Here is a 17537-nt window from a genome sequence, read left to right as displayed (position 1 = left end):
ATTTGCATTTGCAATAGCGTAATGCCCGCGCTGTGGGAAGCGCGCTCATTAAATAACCATAAAAGCGGGACGTACAATGAATAAGAAGATTCACTCTCTGGCCTTGCTGGTCAATTTAGGGATTTATGGTGTCGCGCTGCCCGCCATGGCAGACGACAACACCGCCACCGCGCAGCACGAAGACACGATGGTGATCACCGCCGCCGAGCAGAACCTGCAGGCGCCGGGCGTGTCGACCATCACCGCCGATGAAATCCGCAAAAACCCGCCCGCGCGGGACGTGGCTGAAATCATCCGCACCATGCCGGGCGTCAACCTGACCGGGAACTCCACCAGCGGCCAGCGCGGGAACAACCGTCAGATTGACATTCGCGGCATGGGCCCGGAAAACACCCTGATCCTGATCGACGGTAAGCCGGTCACCAGCCGTAACTCCATCCGCCTGGGCTGGCGCGGCGAGCGTGATACCCGCGGCGATACCGGCTGGGTGCCACCAGAGATGATCGAACGCATCGAAGTGATCCGCGGCCCGGCCGCCGCGCGCTACGGTAACGGCGCGGCTGGCGGCGTGGTGAACATCATCACCAAAAAATTCGACAACCAGTGGCACGGCTCCTGGAATACCTACCTGAATGCGCCAGAACACAAGGACGAAGGTTCCACCAAGCGCACCAACTTCAGCCTCAGCGGTCCGCTGGGCGGCGATTTCAGCTTCCGCATGTTCGGCAACCTGGACAAAACCCAGGCCGACGCGTGGGACATCAACCAGGGCCACCAGTCTGACCGTACCGGTGCTTACGCCGACACGCTGCCCGCAGGCCGTGAAGGTGTGGAAAACAAAGACATCAACGGCGTGGTGCGCTGGGACTTCGCGCCAATGCAGTCTCTGGAGTTTGAAGCCGGCTACAGCCGCCAGAACAACCTGTACGCGGGCGATACCCAGAACACCAACAACGACAACGCGCTGGTGAAGAAAAACTACGGTAAAGAGACTAACCGTATCTACCGCCAGAACTTTGCGGTGACCTGGAACGGCGGCTGGGATAACGGCATTACGACCAGCAACTGGGCGCAGTACGAACACACCCGCAACTCCCGTCTGGGCGAAGGGCTGGCGGGCGGAACGGAAGGCTTGTTCAACAGCAATAAATTCACCGACACCGACCTGGCCGACGTGATGCTGCACAGCGAAATCAACCTGCCGATTGATTTCATCGTCAACCAGAACCTGACGCTGGGCACCGAGTGGAACCAGCAGCGCATGAAGGATTCCACCTCTAACACCCAGGCCCAGCAGGGCGGCACCATTCCGGGCATGAGCGACGACCGCAGCCCATACTCCTCGGCAGAGATTTTCTCGCTGTTCGCCGAAAACAACATGGAGTTGACCGACAGCACCATGCTGACCCCTGCCCTGCGCTTCGATCACCACACCATCGTCGGCAACAACTGGAGCCCGTCGCTCAACCTCTCGCAGGGCCTTGGCGATGAATTCACGCTGAAGATGGGGATCGCGCGCGCCTACAAAGCACCGAGCCTGTACCAGACTAACCCGAACTACCTGCTCTACAGCAAAGGTCAGGGCTGCTACGCAAGCTCCGACGGCGTGGGCTGCTACATGATGGGTAACGACGACCTGAAAGCTGAAACCAGCATTAACAAAGAGATCGGCCTGGAGTGGAAACGCGACGGCTGGCAGGCGGGTGTCACCTGGTTCCGTAACGACTATCGCGACAAGATTGAAGCAGGCTACGCGCCGATTGGCCAGACGTCCACCAGCAAAGTCACCACCGATATTTACCAGTGGGAAAACGTGCCGAAGGCGGTGGTCGAAGGTCTGGAAGGCTCCCTGAACGTGCCGGTCAGCGACACCATCAACTGGACCAACAACATCACCTACATGCTGCAGAGCAAAAACAAGGAGACCGGCGACCGTCTGTCGATCATTCCTGAGTACACGCTGAACTCAACCCTGAGCTGGCAGGTGCATCAGGACGTGTCGCTCCAGTCGACCTTCACCTGGTACGGCAAGCAGCAGCCGAAGAAGTACAACTACAAAGGTCAGCCGGTGACCGGGTCTGAGAAAGACGAAGTCAGCCCGTACAGCATCGTGGGCCTGAGCGCGACCTGGGACGTGACCAAAAACGTCAGCCTGACCGGCGGCGTGGACAACGTCTTCGACAAGCGCCAGTGGCGTGCGGGTAATGCCCAGACCACCGGGAACACCACGACCGGTGCGTATATGTACGGTGCGGGTGCGTATACGTATAATGAGCCGGGCCGGACCTGGTATATGAGCGTGAATACGCATTTCTAGGTGAAAGCAAAACGGCAACCCCGTTGCCGTTTTTAGTGTTTGCTCCCTCTCCCTGTGGAAGAGGGTCGGGGTGAGGGCATCAGGCCGCACTATTCGTTGTTAAAGGAAATCCCATGCACACTACCCACCGCACGTTTGCTCTCGCCAACCTCACCGTCCACCGCATTACCTTCGACCCCACCACCTTCACCGACGCCGATCTCCTCTGGCTTCCGCATCACGCGCAGCTCGCTGATGCCGGACGCAAACGCAAAGCCGACCATCTTGCCGGACGCATCGCCGCCGCGCACGCCTTACCGGATCACCCCATTCCCGGCATTGGCACCAGCGGCGAACCGCTCTGGCCGGACGGTATTTCCGGCAGCATCACCCACAGCAGCACGCAGGCCATGGCGGTCGTGGTCCGTGAGCGACAGGCGCTTATCGGCATCGATTGCGAAGCGATACTTCCCGAAAACGAAGCCAGAGAAATAAAGGATGGGATCATCGATGTGCAGGAAGAGCCTGTGCTTTCCCGCTCGGGATACCCGTTCGCCCTTGCACTGACGCTGGTGTTTAGCGCCAAAGAGAGCCTGTTTAAAGCCCTCTTTCCACGGGTGCAGGCTTATATGGGGTTTGACAGCGCCCGGGTGACAAAGCTTGACGATAAGACGCTTACGCTGGCGTTGACTCGTCAACTGGCAGGCTTTAACGAAGGCGCAGCCTTCACCCTTCACTGGCAACAGCAGGGTGAACAGGCGATCACCCTGCTGTCACGCTCTCCTGCCGACGGGCCTTCACGCTGGTGACCCCGAACGTCACGATAAACACCATTGCGAACAGCACTACGATGGTCGACGCAGGCGCGCTGTCGAGATAAAACGACGCATATACACCGCTTACCGACACGAGGGCTGAAACGGCGACCGCGACCAGCAGCGCCATGTGGAAGCGTCGGGTGATCAGCACCGCCACCGCGCCGGGGGCAATCAGCAGCGAAATTGACAGAATAATCCCCACCGCCTTCAGCGTCGCCACGATGGTTAGCGAGACCATGCACAGTAAGCCGTAGTGCAGCCAGCGGGTGCGCAGCCCGCTCACCTGCGCCTGCTGGTAATCAAAGCAGAACAGCAGAAAGTCGCGCCACTTCAGGCCAATCATCAGCGCGATCAGCCCCGCCACGATCCCGCTTTGCAGAATGTCCATCCCGTTAATGCCCAGCATATCGCCGAACAGAATGTGGTCGAGATGCACCTCGGGTGTGACGGCGATATAGAGGATAAGGCCCGCGCCGAACATGCCGGAAAACACGATCCCCATGACCGTATCCTGCTTGATTCGGCTGTTATCCTTCAGGTATCCGGTGGCGACCGCGCAGAACAACCCGGCCACAAACGCCCCCAGCGCCAGCGGCAGGCCCATCATCCACGCCAGCACCACGCCGGGAAACACCGCGTGGCTCATGGCGTCGCCCATCAGCGCCCAGCCTTTCAGCACCAGAAAAACCGACAGCAGCGCGCAGGGCACGGCCACCAGGAGTGAAATCAGCAGCGCGTTGTTCATAAACGCAAACTGGAAGGGTTCAAGGAGCAGCGCCATCATGGGTGTGCCTCCTGTCCGCGACGTGCGCGACGGCGGCTGGCGAGCAGCCCGTGCTTCGGCGCAAAGACGAACGCCAGCAGGAACAGCAGCGTCTGGGCGACCACGATAATGCCGCCGGTCGCGCCGTCCAGATAGTAGCTGGCCCACGCGCCGAGGAAGCTGGTGATGCTGCCAATGGCGACCGCAATCATCAGCAGGCGCGGGAAGCGGTCGGTCAGCAGCCACGCGGTCGCGCCGGGGGTGACCACCAGACAGATCACCAGAAACGCGCCGACGGTTTGCAGCGCCGCCACGGTAGAGACCGCCAGCAGGGTAAAGAAGAGGATTTTCAGGCGTTCAGGACGCAGGCCGATGGCGCGGGCGTGGTTCTCATCAAAAAAGGTCACCATCAGATCTTTCCATTTGAACAGCAGGATAACCATCGACACCACGCCGATAATCGCCAGCTGAACGATATCCTCCGGGGCGATAGCCAGAATATTGCCGAGCACGATGGTCTGAATGTTCACCGAGGTCGGGTTGAGCGAGACCATAAACAGCCCGAGCCCGAAAAAGGAGGAGAAGATCAGCCCGATGATGGCATCCTCCTTCAGGCGGCTGCGCTGGTTGAGAAACAGCATGCTGCCCGCCGCCAGCCCGCCCGACAGGAACGCCCCCAGCGAGAACGGCAGCCCGAGCATGTAGGCTCCCGCCACGCCGGGCACGATGGAGTGCGACAGCGCATCGCCGATCAGCGACCAGCCTTTAAGCATCAGATAGCAGGAGAGAAACGCGCACAGCCCGCCCACCATCGCCGAGACCCACATCGCGTTGAGCATGTACTCGTAGCCGAAGGGTTCGAGAAGCGCGTTCATTTTGCCTCCTGTCGGTGCGTCACGAAGGGGCGTTCATCGTCGGTAATAATGCGATCTTCCGAGCCGCTGAGCACCACATGGCGCAGCACGCCACTAAAGGCGCGCTCGAGATTTTCGGCGGTAAAGGTGGTTTCCGTCGGGCCGCTCGCCAGAACGGTGCCCTTGACCATCACCGTGTAATCACAAAACTCCGAGACCGAGCCCAGGTTATGGGTTGAGACCAGCATCGTTTTGCCCTCGTCGCGAAGCTCGCGCAGCAGGCTGATGATCCTGGCTTCGGTTTTGACGTCCACGCCGGTAAACGGCTCGTCGAGCAGGATCACCTCGCCCTGCTGGGCAATCGCACGGGCCAGAAACACGCGCTTCTTCTGCCCGCCGGACAGCTCGCCAATCTGCCGATGGCGCAGCTCGAGCATATCCACGCGCTTCAGGGCGTCGGTCACGATTTGTCTGTCGCGATCTTTGGGCCGACGCAGAAACCCCATGTGCCCGTAGCGGCCCATCATCACCACATCTTCGACCAGCACCGGAAACGACCAGTCAACCTCTTCCGACTGCGGCACGTAGGCGACCAGGTTCTGGCGCAGCGCCCGGTGAGGCGGCAGCCCCAGAATAGTAATAGTGCCGCTCGCCGCCCGCACAAAGCCCATCACCGCCTTAAACAGCGTGGATTTGCCGGAACCGTTCACGCCAACCAGGGCGGCAATCGATCCGCCCGGCACGCTGAACGACGCGTCGCGCAGCGCCGTGTGGCCGTTGCGGTAGGTCACTGTGACGTCTGAGACAACAATCCCCTCGTGCATGGTTACTCCTTCATGCCGTCACGGATGCCCTGCACCAGCGTGCGGGTGGTGACGTTCAGCAGATCGATATAGGTCGGCACCGGGCCGTTTTCCGCGCTCAGTGAGTCGACGTACAGCACGCCGCCGTAGTGGGTGTCGGTTTCCCGCGCCACCTGACGCGCGGGCTTATCGGAGACCGTGCTTTCGCTGAACACCGCCGGGATATGATGTTTTTTCACCTGGTCGATCACCTTGCGCACCTGCTGGGGCGTGCCCTGCTGATCGGCGTTGATCGGCCACAGGTAAAGCTCTTTCATCCCCAGATCCCGCGCCAGATAGGAGAAGGCACCTTCGCTGGTTACCATCCAGCGCTTGTCTTCCGGGATCTCCGCCACCTGCTTACGCAGCGGTTCGAGAGTGGCGGTGATCTTCTGCTTATAGGCTTCAGCGTTGCGCTGATAGGTCTGTGCGTTGGCCGGATCGTACTTCACCAGCGCATCGCGGATGTTATCGACGTAAATCAGGGCGTTATCCGGCGACATCCACGCGTGCGGGTTGGGCTTGCCGTTATACGGCCCCTCGCCGATCCCCATCGGCGTAATGCCGTTAGTGACAATCACTTCCGGCACGCCGCTCAGGTGCTGATAAAAGCGCTGGAACCAGAGCTCCAGATTCATGCCGTTCGCCAGAATCAGCTGCGCCTTCTGTGCGCGTTTTATATCGCCCGGGGTAGGCTGGTACTCGTGAATTTCAGCGCCCGGCTTAGTGATGGACGTCACGTCTGCGGCGTCACCCGCCACGTTTTTCGCCATATCAGCGATAACGGTAAAGGTGGTGATAACCTGAAACTTTTCAGCCGCCAGCGCGCCGGTCGTGGTCGCAGTCATGAGCAGCGCGCCGAGCAACAGACGCTTCAATCCTTGCCGTGGGTGCATCGCAGAAGTCTCCTGAGGTGATTAAATTCAAAGCAAAATTAGCCCGTGCTATAAGGTATAGCACAGGCTATATTTAAATGAAAATGGTTATCATTAAAGTTGTGTCAACCTGGACTGTCAGGCGGAATTTTTAGGAAATGTGCTTTCTTTTTTCTCTCACGGTCAGGAGTATTATTTACGGCCAATACCCATGCTAACATAAGGGAATTGACATGCCGGTTAATGAAAGAATTCATCCCACTTCAGGAACCCCGATTAATCCGGGCGGGATCCGACAGCTCACAATTGGTGAAATCGCCCTGGCGAAGACGCTTTACGGTTACAGCATCCGTTATCATCTGGTGTGGGTACACAGGGAAAGCTATCTTCCTTTTAATCTGCAACCCGTTGATGTGGCGATGAGTCCCAATGGGGAGATGTGGTACAGAGAGGAAACGTATTCGCCGGATTTTTCGCTAGAAGATGACATTGTTAAAAAACATCGATTCATGCATGAGATGATGCATGTCTGGCAAACTCAAAAAGGGATGTTTGTCAGAACAAGAGGCTTATTCTCAGGCATTGCTGACTATACGTATAGTTTAGATAAAGCAGATTTACAGCACTATGGGTTAGAACAGCAGGCATCTATTGTAAGTGATTACTGGCTATTGAAATACTTTGGTTTGGAGAGGAATGAAGAATTATTACAATACAGAGACTTAAAACTTAGGGAAACCTTGTATTTCCTTCTGCAGAAATACAAAAATGTCTTAAAGGGATTTCCAGGATGAAAAACATATTTGTCATCTTTATCCTCTGCATTTTAATCACTGGATGCCCAGGAGGTAATCGCGCCCCCCAAAATAGATTTACATTTATTAATGGTAACCGCCTATGTTTTAGTATCGATAAAAATGATGTCCTGAACTTTTACACTATTTATTCAAGCAAAGATCACAAAATTACTATCATAACAGGTTCGGAATATAAAAATTTAAACATCTCCTACCCGGGCACATGTTTAAATATAAAATTGGAAAATGGACGTACTTACGTTATTCATTACGGATTAAACAATAAAAAATATGTACACCAATTTGATGTCGATAATAACGGAAAAGAAATCAACTTAGGAGAGTTATAATGTCATTACCCGCTTACTTATTTCTCTACGATGAGCACGGAATGCAGCTTCAGGGCGACTGTATGATGCCTGGCCGGGTAGGTGCTATCGAAATCATGAACAGCAGTTACGGTATAAAGCAGGCAGTGGACAGTCATACCGGAAATATGACCGGAACTCGACAGCATGGCCCTGTTACTCTGCATAAGCAATTGGATAAAGTGAGCCCTTATCTTGCTGTTGCCGCCTGCGAGGGCAGACGGCTGCAAAAAGCCATTATCAAATATTATGAAATTATTGAAGCGGGAGCAGAAAGGGAGATCTACACCATTACGCTTGATAGCGTAGTGATCTCATCTCTGGATTTCACGCACGTTTATTACCCAGGCAGCTCAGCCCCGAATATGCTTGAAGTTGTTGGGCTTCGATTCCGGGGCATTCAGTGGAATTATGTGAAAGGTAATATTCTTTATGGCGATGCATGGATGAAACCCGCTCAGAAAGAGAAGAGTAACGCATAATTTACCTGGCTCATAAAGATCAATGCATGCTGCCGCTCAGAAACGGCGATCCTGGCATTCCCTGGATCGCCTCGTTAATTTTTACCGCTACTATTTTCTACTTTCGTTCACGGGCAAATCCCCCGTATCAATCAATGCTCCCGGAAACGTCTCCAGCCACTTCATCACCTTCAGCTTATTGGTATACGTTGCGCTGACGCCTTCCAGACAGCCCCACAGCTCACGGGAATTTTGCGGCGTGATCACAATACAATCCGGCATCACGCGGATCTTCACGGCTATTCCTGCTTTAAACCCTGCGCGGGTTAACCACGCGCCGGTTAACGGCAGATAGTTGCGCTCCATTCGAGTATAAAGTTCTACACAGGCGGAACCCACCTCTCCTCTTTCATGAAGATACGCGGAGTGCACTGGCTCGTCATGCAACGCCCGGATGCGTTTTTTGCGTAGCTTCTCGCGATTTTCTTGCTGAATCTCTAAATCTGCATTTTGTGTTTGGGCAATAGCCCGCTCTGGCATAGAATTCTTCGCAGCCATAATCAACTCCCTTTTAGTTGTTTGTGGTTAGCGGTATGGGGGTGGTGACACACCTTTGTACCGCGATTCCTTTTCTTACCTTTTTACATATTCTTTCAAGATCTCAGTGCTGGCTTAACTGCCGCTATTATACTGCCATGGATAAATGTACAGGGGTCGAATATTAGGGAAATGCGAGGCTGCTCGAATAAATAAAGAAAATAAAATGGTGAATATAAAGAAAGGAAATATTGCCCTTCAGATCCAATGCTCATTAAACGCCTGATGGCGCTTCGCTTATCAGGCCTACAATAAACCGGTTTTGTAGGCCGGGTAAGGCATCGCCGCCACCCGGCATGAGGGCAACGGCGCTGCCTTTGTAGGTTCTTCAGATCAAGCCTCAAACATCCGGGAACATCACGCTATTCCCCGGCGCTTCCCTGTGCAGATGGATAAAGTTCAGGTGCCGTTCATACTGATCCAGAATGTCCGTAATCACCTGCTCCTTGCTGTAATCCATCAAATCATTCCCCTGGCTCCCTTCCAGCAGGAAGGTCTCCAGCCGGTAGTAGGTCGACTTCCCGCTGCGCGCCCGGTAGGTAAAGCCGGGAACCGAATACTGCTGTGGCCAGATCTGATAGACAAAGTTCTGCTCGTCGCCCATGTGCACCAGCAGATCCAGGTGTCCCAGGTTCTCGCCCTCGTCCGGCGGCAGGTTTTTCAGCTCTACGTAGGCACCGCGCAGCTTCAGCTCCTGCGCCACCTCTTGCATTGCCGGGTAACACACCGTCTCCATCATCTGTCGGGTATAGCGCGTGCCGGGGTAGTTCATCAGGCGTGAGAGGCGTTTCTTCCAGCTCAGGCGATCCTGCGCCCCCAGCGGTCGCGGCGCGGTGTCGCGGTTGGCGCTTTCGCGGCGGTAATCTTCCACCTTGAGCGATTTATACAGCCCGGCCATCACGAAGAAGATCACGAAGCTGAACGGCAGACCCATGATCACCGTGGTGTTCTGCAGCGCAGAGATACCGTTGGTCATCAGCATGCCGAGCGTCAGCAGTCCGATGGCGACGGACCAAAAGATGCGCAGCCAGTTCGGCGCGTCGCTGTTGATGTCCTTCAGCTTCGAGGTGAAGTTGCCCAGCACCAGCGCGCCGGAATCCGCCGAGGTGACGTAAAACAGCAGGCCAGTGATGGTCGCCACCGAGGCGCTAAAAGTAAACGCCGGATACTGCGCCAGCAGGCTATAGAAGCCGCGCTCCGGGTGCGCCATCGCTTCCTGCGCAAAGGTTGCATTGCCGTGGATAATTTCGTGCAGCGCGCTGTTGCCGAAAATCGACAGCCACAGCAGGGTAAAGGTGAACGGGATAATCAGCGTACCCATCACGAACTGACGAATGGTGCGGCCACGCGAAATGCGCGCGAGGAACAGGCCGACAAACGGCGACCACGCGACCCACCACGCCCAGAAGAACAGCGTCCAGTTGTTCATCCACTCTACCGGGCGGTCGAAGGCGAAGCTGTTTAGCGTCATGCCCATAAAGCGGTTCACGTAGTCGCCCACGTTCAGCACTAAGGCATTGAGCAGGAACGAAGTGTCGCCCATAAACAGCACGAACAGGATCAGTCCCAGCGCCAGCGCCACGTTCAGCTCGGACAGCACGCGGATGCCCTTATCAACGCCAGACGTCACCGAAATGGTGGCGATAATGACGGAGAGCGCAATCAGCGCCGCTTTGGCGGCCATCGAATCCGGGATATCAAACAGCACGCTCAGCCCGTAGTTGAGCTGCACCACACCAATCCCGAGCGTCGTCGCGATACCGAAGATGGTGCCGATCACCGCCGCAATGTCGACGCTGTGGCCAATCGGGCCGTTAATTTTTTTCCCGAAAATCGGATACAGCGCAGAGCGGATGGTGAGTGGCAAATTATAACGATAGCTAAAGTATCCGAGCGCCATGCCCATCAGGGCGTACATCGACCAGCCGGTCAGGCCGTAGTGGAAAAGCGTCCAGACCATCGCCTGGCGCGCGGCCTCCATCGTCTGCCCTGCCCCTTCCGGCGGCTGCATATACTGCGTGACCGGTTCCGCCACGGAGAAGAACATCAGGTCGATGCCGATGCCGGCGGCAAACAGCATCGCGGCCCAGCTCAGCAGGCTGAACTCGGGCTTGGACTGCTCTGGCCCGAGCTTCACCGACCCGAAGCGCGAGCAGGCAATGCAGACCACGAAGACTATATAGAGCGTCGCCGCCAGCAGATAGTACCAGCCGAAGGTCTTCGACACCCAGTTCAGGGTGCGCCCAATCCACTCGGCAGAAAAATCACGAAAGAAGATCGTCGTCAGGGAAAACAACAAAATCAGCCCGGCGGAAGTATAAAAAACGACCGGGTTGATTTTGTCTTTTTCTCTGTCTTGTGAAAGGTCTGTCATCCAGTATCCCCACTGTTTTTGTAACTATTAAAATCCAAATCCGCAACAATTAAGACACATTTTATATTGAACGTCCAATCAAAAACCGCTTTAATGGTTAACCAACGCTGATGAATGGAGTGGCAAAAATGCCCAAAGTGGGGATGCAGCCGATCCGGCGCAGGCAGCTTATTGACGCCACGCTGGAAGCAATAAATGAAGTGGGTATGCATGACGCGACGATCGCGCAGATCGCCCGCCGGGCGGGCGTTTCCACGGGGATCATCAGCCATTACTTCAAAGACAAAAACGGTCTGCTGGAAGCGACCATGCGCGACATCACCGGCCAGCTTCGCGACGCGGTATTGAGTCGTCTGCACGCCCTGCCGGACGCCAGCGCGGAGCAGCGATTGCAGGCCATTGTCGGCGGCAACTTTGATGAAACCCAGACCAGCGGCGCGGCGATGAAGGCCTGGCTGGCCTTCTGGGCGAGCAGCATGCACCAGCCGATGCTCTACCGACTGCAGCAGGTGAGCAGCCGCCGTCTTCTGTCGAACCTGGTGTACGAGTTCCGCCGCGAGCTGCCGCGCGAACAGGCGCAGGAGGCGGGCTACGGGCTGGCGGCGCTGATTGACGGCCTATGGCTGCGCGCAGCCCTGAGCGGCAAACCGCTGGATAAGACGCTGGCCCAGTCGCTTACCAGCCACTTTATCAGCCAGCATTTACCGACCGAATAACCGAGGAGGATTTATGTCCCGAATGGCAGAACAGCAGCTTTATATCAATGGTGGTTATACATCCGCCACCAGCGGTCGCACCTTCGAGACCATCAACCCGGCCAACGGTGAAGTTCTGGCGACCGTACAGGCTGCCGGAAGAGAAGACGTCAATCGCGCCGTGGAAAGCGCACAGCGCGGGCAAAAAATCTGGGCGGCGATGACCGCCATGGAGCGCTCGCGCATTCTGCGTCGCGCCGTTGATATCCTGCGCGAGCGCAACGACGAACTGGCGAAGTTGGAAACCCTCGACACCGGTAAAGCGTATTCCGAAACCTCAACCGTCGACATCGTCACCGGCGCGGACGTGCTGGAATACTACGCGGGGCTGATCCCGGCGCTGGAAGGCAGCCAGATCCCGCTGCGTGAGACCTCATTCGTCTACACCCGCCGCGAACCGCTGGGCGTGGTGGCGGGCATCGGGGCGTGGAACTACCCGATCCAGATCGCCCTGTGGAAATCCGCCCCGGCGCTGGCGGCGGGCAACGCGATGATCTTCAAGCCGAGCGAAGTGACCCCGCTCACTGCCCTGAAGCTTGCCGAGATCTACACCGAAGCGGGCGTTCCGGACGGCGTGTTTAACGTCCTGCCAGGCGTGGGCGCGGAGACCGGACAGTACCTGACCGAGCATCCGGGCATTGCGAAAGTCTCCTTCACCGGCGGCGTCGCCAGCGGCAAGAAAGTGATGGCCAACTCGGCGGCCTCGTCCCTGAAAGAGGTGACGATGGAGTTGGGCGGCAAATCCCCGCTCATTATTTTTGACGATGCGGATCTGGATCTCGCGGCGGACATCGCCATGATGGCGAACTTCTTCAGCTCCGGCCAGGTGTGCACCAACGGCACCCGCGTGTTCGTGCCCGCGACGTTCAAAGCCGCGTTTGAGCAGAAAATCGTTGAGCGCGTGGGCCGTATTCGCGCGGGCGATCTGTTCGATGAACGCACCAACTTTGGCCCAATGGTCAGCTTCCCGCACCGCGACAGCGTGCTGCGCTACATCGCCAAAGGTAAAGAGGAAGGCGCGCGCGTGCTGTGCGGCGGCGACGCGCTGAAGGGCGAAGGCTTTGACAATGGCGCGTGGGTCGCCCCGACCGTGTTCACCGACTGCACCGACGAGATGACCATCGTGCGCGAAGAGATCTTCGGCCCGGTGATGTCCATCCTCTCCTATGAATCCGATGAAGAAGCGATCTGCCGCGCCAACGACACCGACTACGGACTGGCGGCGGGCATCGTCACTGCCGACCTGAACCGCGCGCATAGCGCCATTCATCAGCTTGAAGCGGGCATCTGCTGGATCAACACCTGGGGTGAATCCGCCGCAGAAATGCCGGTGGGCGGCTACAAGCACTCCGGCATTGGCCGCGAGAACGGGGTGATGACGCTCCAGAGCTACACCCAGGTGAAGTCCATCCAGGTTGAGATGGGTAAATTCCAGTCCATATTTTAACCGGGAGGTTTATTTGCAATTTGACTACATCATTATCGGGGCCGGCTCTGCCGGCAACGTACTGGCAACGCGACTGACTGAAGATCCGAATACCACCGTCCTGCTGCTTGAGGCGGGCGGGCCGGATTACCGCTTTGACTTCCGCACCCAGATGCCCGCCGCGCTGGCGTTTCCGCTGCAGGGCAAGCGTTACAACTGGGCATATGAAACCGAGCCAGAGCCGTATATGAACAACCGCCGCATGGAGTGCGGACGCGGCAAAGGGCTGGGCGGCTCGTCGCTGATAAACGGCATGTGCTACATCCGCGGTAACGCGATGGATCTGGACAACTGGGCCAAAGAAACGGGCCTTGAACACTGGAGCTACCTCAACTGCCTGCCCTACTACCGCAAGGCGGAAACGCGCGACGTGGGCCCGAACGACTACCACGGCGGCGACGGCCCGGTGAGCGTCACCACCTCGAAACCGGGCGTGAACCCGCTGTTTGAAGCGATGGTCGAAGCCGGCGTGCAGGCGGGCTATCCGCGCACTGAGGATCTCAACGGCTATCAGCAGGAAGGCTTCGGGCCAATGGACCGCACGGTGACGCCGCAGGGCCGACGCGCCAGCACCGCGCGCGGCTATCTGGACCAGGCGAAGCCGCGTCCGAACCTGACCATCCGCACACACGCCATGACCGATCATATTGTCTTTGACGGCAAACGCGCCGTGGGCGTCGAGTGGCTGGAAGGCGAAAGCACTATCCCATCCAAAGCGACGGCGAACAAAGAGGTTCTGCTGTGCGCAGGGGCCATTGCCTCCCCGCAGATCCTGCAGCGCTCCGGCGTGGGCAATGCCGAGTTGCTGAAGCAGTTCGATATTCCGCTGGTACACGACCTGCCCGGCGTGGGCGAAAACCTGCAGGATCACCTGGAGATGTACCTCCAGTACGAGTGCAAAGAGCCGGTCTCCCTCTACCCTGCCCTGCAGTGGTGGAACCAGCCGAAGATTGGCGCCGAGTGGCTGTTTGGCGGCACCGGCGTGGGGGCGAGCAACCACTTCGAAGCGGGCGGGTTTATCCGCAGCCGCGAAGAATTCGAGTGGCCGAACATCCAGTACCACTTCCTGCCGGTGGCGATTAACTACAACGGCTCGAACGCGGTAAAAGAGCACGGCTTCCAGTGCCACGTCGGCTCCATGCGTTCCCCGAGCCGCGGCCACGTGCGGATTAAATCCCGCGATCCGCACCAGCATCCGGCAATTCTGTTCAACTATATGTCCCACGAGCAGGACTGGCAGGAGTTCCGCGACGCGATCCGCATCACCCGCGAGATCATGCACCAGCCCGCGCTGGACAAGTACCGCGGTCGCGAAATCAGCCCGGGCGTCGAGTGCCAGACCGACGAGCAGCTGGACGAGTTTGTGCGCAATCACGCCGAAACCGCTTTCCACCCGTGCGGCACCTGCAAAATGGGTTACGACGAGATGGCGGTGGTCGACGGCGAAGGCCGCGTTCACGGGCTGGAAGGGCTGCGCGTGGTGGATGCGTCGATCATGCCGCAAATCATCACCGGCAACCTGAACGCCACCACCATCATGATTGGCGAGAAGATAGCCGACGCCATTCGCGGGCGCGAGCCACTGGCGAAGAGTACGGCGGCGTATTATGTGGCAAACGGGGCGCCGGTTCGCCGTTGAGTTGCCTGATGCCCTCACCCCGGCCCTCTCCCACAGGGAGAGGGTGACAACCTATTCCCTCTCCCTGTGGGAGAGGGTTAGGGTGAGGGAAAATTACTGCCGAAATTCCTCTAACCGCTTAATCTGCCGCCCTTCCCCGTCAAAATTCTCTGCCGCCAGCCAGGCGCGCAGCGCCGCGTCCCTTTCCGGCCACTCGCCGTCAATAATAGAGAGCATATCGCTGTCGCGGTTGCGACCTTTGCGCACCAGCTTCTGGCGCAGCCGTCCCTCCCAGACAAACCCCAGCCTCTCTGCCGCGTTGCGCGAGGCGATATTCATCGAATCACACTTCCACTCCAGCCGACGGTACTTATGTTCGAAGGCGTTTTTCAGCAGCAGCCACACCGCTTCGGTGCCGATGCGGGTGCCTTTCATCTTGCGCGACCAGGTGACGTGGCCGATTTCCACCGAGCCGAGAAACCGCTCGATCGCCATATAGCTCACCAGCCCTACCGCTTTTTCGGTACGTAAATCGATCACGGCAAAGGGCACCAGGTCATCGTCCAGCACCTTTCCCAGCACCCAGTGCGCGGTCGCTTCCACGCTTTCCGGCTGCGTGCTGGCAAGCCACGTCCAGTCGCTGTCGTCGCCCAGAGCATAGGCTTCGAACAAATCTGAAGAGTGATGCTCCGCATCCAGCGGCTCAAGACGGCAGTACTGGCCGGTAAGCGGCGTGCGGGTTAACACGCGGGCGCATTTCCAGTCCGGGACGATATCGTTAACGGTTTGACCATGTTGATTGATTTCGGGCACGGCGTTGACTCCCTGAAAGGTAAGGAGTTTGTTATAGCAGGTTAAAAAGCGGGCGAGAAGCAGCGTATTTTAATAGCCCGAGCGCATGCATTATTCCCGGAAGGCATAAGGAAAGCTGAATTTCGACTTTGCGTAATTTCAGAGACCACCTAACGTAGCGGAGCATAAAACAATCACAATATATTTTCTTCAGGGATCGCTATGACTAAAAAATTGCTGCCGTTACTGGTGCTGGCTGCGCTCTCAAGCGTTGCCCACGCCGCTACTCCGCCCAACACGCTGGTTGTCGCGCAGGGGCTTGATGACATCGTGAGCCTCGACCCGGCCGAAGCCAACGAGCTTTCCAGCATCCAGACCGTGCCGAGCCTGTATCAGCGCCTGGTGCAACCGGACCGCGATAACCCGGAAAAAATCACCCCGATTCTGGCAGAAAGCTGGGACGCCGACGCGGCAGCAAAAACCCTGACCATCAAGCTCAAGCCCGATGCAAAATTCGCCTCCGGCAACCCGCTGCGCCCGGAAGACGTGATCTTCTCATACACCCGCGCCGTGACGCTGAACAAATCCCCGGCCTTTATCCTGAACGTGCTGGGCTGGGACGCCAGCAACATCGCCAGCCAGCTGAAAAAGGTGGATGACCATACCCTCCAGCTTCACTGGACGGCGGACGTCAGCCCGGCGGTGGCGCTGAATATTCTCTCCACGCCGATTGCCTCCATCGTGGATGAAAAGCAGGTTGCGGCGAACGTGAAGGATAACGACTTCGGCAACGCGTGGCTGAAAATGCACTCGGCGGGCAGCGGCGCGTTCAAAATGCGCGTCTATCAGCCGCATCAGGCCATCGTGCTGGAAGCCAACGACTCCGCCCCCGGCGGTGCACCAAAGCTGAAAAGCATCATCATTAAAAACGTCCCCGATCCGGCCTCCCGCCGCCTGCTGATCCAGCAGGGTGACGCGGACGTTGCGCGCGATCTGGGGGCAGATCAGATTAGCGCCCTGGACAGAAAGCCCGGCGTGAAGGTACTGAGCATCCCGTCCGCCGAGCAAAATTACCTGGTGTTTAACACCGGCAACAGCGCCAACCCGCTGCTGAATAACCCAGCCTTCTGGGAGGCTTCGCGCTGGCTGGTCGACTATGACGGCATCACCAAAAACCTGCTGAAAGGCCAGTATTTTGTTCATCAGAGCTTCCTGCCGGTCGGCCTGCCGGGCGCGCTGGAAGACAATCCGTTTAAATTTGACCCGGCGAAGGCGAAAGCGATCCTCGCCAAAGCGGGCATTAAAGACGCGCACTTCACGCTGGACGTGGAGAACAAGCCGCCGTTTATCACCATCGCCCAGTCGATGCAGGCGAGCTTTGCACAGGGCGGCGTGAAGGTGGATCTGCTGCCCGCTGCCGGTAGCCAGGTGTACGCCCGCGTGCGCGCGAAGCAGCATCAGGCGGCGATCCGTCTGTGGATCCCGGACTACTTCGATGCGCATTCGAACGCCAGCGCCTTCGCGTGGAACGACGGCAAATCCAGCACCGTGGCGGGGCTTAACGGCTGGAAAATTCCAGAGCTGAACAAAGCCACGCTGGCGGCGGTAGCCGAGCCGGATCCGGCGAAGCGTCTGGATCTCTACAAGAAGATGCAGGAACAGCTGCAGCAGAATTCGCCGTACGTGTTCGTCGACCAGGGTAAAACCCAGATCGTGGTGCGCGATAACGTGAAGGGGTATCAGCAGGGGCTGAACGCGGATATGGTCTGGTACGATCGCGTCACGAAGTAGCCCTTTTTTCGCCGGGTGGCGCTGCGCTTACCCGGCCTACGTTCTCGGTT

The 17537-nt window shown here is 57.7% G+C and carries 16 protein-coding genes; 9 read left to right on the top strand and 7 right to left on the bottom strand.

Features of this window, described 5'->3' with window-relative positions; all coding sequences use genetic code 11:
* Positions 1-76 precede the first annotated feature (76 nt).
* Together ACOQH0_RS06075 and entD are read left to right on the top strand one after the other, a co-directional pair.
* Positions 77-2317: a TonB-dependent siderophore receptor gene (locus ACOQH0_RS06075; protein ID WP_421511773.1), complete on the top strand. Its 2241-nt coding sequence runs from the start codon at positions 77-79 to the stop codon at positions 2315-2317.
* 113 nt (positions 2318-2430) lie between these two features.
* Positions 2431-3105 (top strand): enterobactin synthase subunit EntD, encoded by a 675-nt coding sequence (gene entD, locus ACOQH0_RS06070; protein ID WP_421511772.1) that lies wholly within the window; start codon positions 2431-2433, stop codon positions 3103-3105.
* Here the strand turns inward: entD and ACOQH0_RS06065 are convergent.
* Genes ACOQH0_RS06065 through ACOQH0_RS06050 form a run of 4 tightly spaced genes read right to left on the bottom strand, consistent with a single transcriptional unit; the run spans position 3059 to position 6469 of the window.
* Positions 3059-3898 carry a metal ABC transporter permease gene (locus ACOQH0_RS06065; protein WP_421511771.1) on the bottom strand — a complete coding sequence of 280 codons (840 nt, stop codon included), beginning with the start codon at positions 3896-3898 and terminating at the stop codon, positions 3059-3061. The two genes, entD and ACOQH0_RS06065, sit on opposite strands and share 47 nt — an antisense overlap.
* Positions 3895-4752: an iron/manganese ABC transporter permease subunit SitC gene (gene sitC, locus ACOQH0_RS06060; protein WP_303570017.1), complete on the bottom strand. Its 858-nt coding sequence runs from the start codon at positions 4750-4752 to the stop codon at positions 3895-3897. The genes ACOQH0_RS06065 and sitC overlap by 4 nt, the downstream gene beginning before the upstream one ends.
* A complete protein-coding gene (gene sitB, locus ACOQH0_RS06055) occupies positions 4749-5555 on the bottom strand; it encodes an iron/manganese ABC transporter ATP-binding protein SitB (protein ID WP_010428383.1) in 807 nt (268 codons plus the stop codon). The genes sitC and sitB overlap by 4 nt, the downstream gene beginning before the upstream one ends.
* A gap of 2 nt (positions 5556-5557) precedes the next feature.
* Complete coding sequence (locus ACOQH0_RS06050) at positions 5558-6469, bottom strand: metal ABC transporter substrate-binding protein (RefSeq protein ID WP_421511769.1); 912 nt, start codon at positions 6467-6469, stop codon at positions 5558-5560.
* Between the two features lie 212 nt (positions 6470-6681).
* Here ACOQH0_RS06050 and ACOQH0_RS06045 point away from each other — a divergent pair, with 212 nt between their 5' ends.
* Genes ACOQH0_RS06045 through ACOQH0_RS06035 form a run of 3 tightly spaced genes read left to right on the top strand, consistent with a single transcriptional unit; the run spans position 6682 to position 8095 of the window.
* A complete protein-coding gene (locus tag ACOQH0_RS06045) occupies positions 6682-7242 on the top strand; it encodes a type IV secretion protein Rhs (RefSeq protein WP_348578029.1) in 561 nt (186 codons plus the stop codon).
* Positions 7239-7595: a putative T6SS immunity periplasmic lipoprotein gene (locus ACOQH0_RS06040; protein WP_421511768.1), complete on the top strand. Its 357-nt coding sequence runs from the start codon at positions 7239-7241 to the stop codon at positions 7593-7595. The genes ACOQH0_RS06045 and ACOQH0_RS06040 overlap by 4 nt, the downstream gene beginning before the upstream one ends.
* Entirely contained in the window at positions 7595-8095 is a 501-nt protein-coding gene (locus ACOQH0_RS06035) for an Hcp family type VI secretion system effector (protein ID WP_421511767.1), read from the top strand. Before ACOQH0_RS06040 ends, ACOQH0_RS06035 begins: the two co-directional genes overlap by 1 nt.
* Positions 8096-8185: 90 nt before the next feature.
* On the opposite strand, the gene ACOQH0_RS06030 is transcribed toward ACOQH0_RS06035, so the two are convergent.
* Both ACOQH0_RS06030 and betT read right to left on the bottom strand, forming a co-directional pair.
* Positions 8186-8632, bottom strand: coding sequence for a SymE family type I addiction module toxin (locus ACOQH0_RS06030; RefSeq protein WP_256459958.1), 447 nt, complete (start codon positions 8630-8632; stop codon positions 8186-8188).
* A gap of 379 nt (positions 8633-9011) precedes the next feature.
* On the bottom strand, positions 9012-11045 hold the full coding sequence (gene betT, locus ACOQH0_RS06025; RefSeq protein WP_089599352.1) for a choline BCCT transporter BetT: 2034 nt from the start codon (positions 11043-11045) through the stop codon (positions 9012-9014).
* Positions 11046-11173: 128 nt separating this feature from the next.
* Here betT and betI point away from each other — a divergent pair, with 128 nt between their 5' ends.
* Genes betI through betA form a run of 3 tightly spaced genes read left to right on the top strand, consistent with a single transcriptional unit; the run spans position 11174 to position 14925 of the window.
* Positions 11174-11761 (top strand): transcriptional regulator BetI, encoded by a 588-nt coding sequence (betI, locus tag ACOQH0_RS06020; RefSeq protein WP_211446267.1) that lies wholly within the window; start codon positions 11174-11176, stop codon positions 11759-11761.
* Between the two features lie 13 nt (positions 11762-11774).
* On the top strand, positions 11775-13247 hold the full coding sequence (gene betB / locus ACOQH0_RS06015) for a betaine-aldehyde dehydrogenase (protein ID WP_421511766.1): 1473 nt from the start codon (positions 11775-11777) through the stop codon (positions 13245-13247).
* A 13-nt stretch (positions 13248-13260) separates the two neighbouring features.
* Positions 13261-14925 (top strand): choline dehydrogenase, encoded by a 1665-nt coding sequence (gene betA / locus ACOQH0_RS06010; protein ID WP_212474161.1) that lies wholly within the window; start codon positions 13261-13263, stop codon positions 14923-14925.
* Positions 14926-15018: 93 nt separating this feature from the next.
* On the opposite strand, the gene ACOQH0_RS06005 is transcribed toward betA, so the two are convergent.
* On the bottom strand, positions 15019-15717 hold the full coding sequence (locus tag ACOQH0_RS06005; protein ID WP_421511765.1) for a GNAT family N-acetyltransferase: 699 nt from the start codon (positions 15715-15717) through the stop codon (positions 15019-15021).
* A 201-nt stretch (positions 15718-15918) separates the two neighbouring features.
* Here ACOQH0_RS06005 and ACOQH0_RS06000 point away from each other — a divergent pair, with 201 nt between their 5' ends.
* On the top strand, positions 15919-17487 hold the full coding sequence (locus ACOQH0_RS06000) for an ABC transporter substrate-binding protein (RefSeq protein ID WP_421511764.1): 1569 nt from the start codon (positions 15919-15921) through the stop codon (positions 17485-17487).
* The last annotated feature ends 50 nt before the right edge of the window (positions 17488-17537 follow it).

It is taken from the genome of Enterobacter sp. JS8-1 (assembly GCF_049187015.1).
GTDB lineage: Bacteria > Pseudomonadota > Gammaproteobacteria > Enterobacterales > Enterobacteriaceae > Enterobacter > Enterobacter mori.
This window is presented reverse-complemented; position numbering and strand designations above follow the sequence as displayed.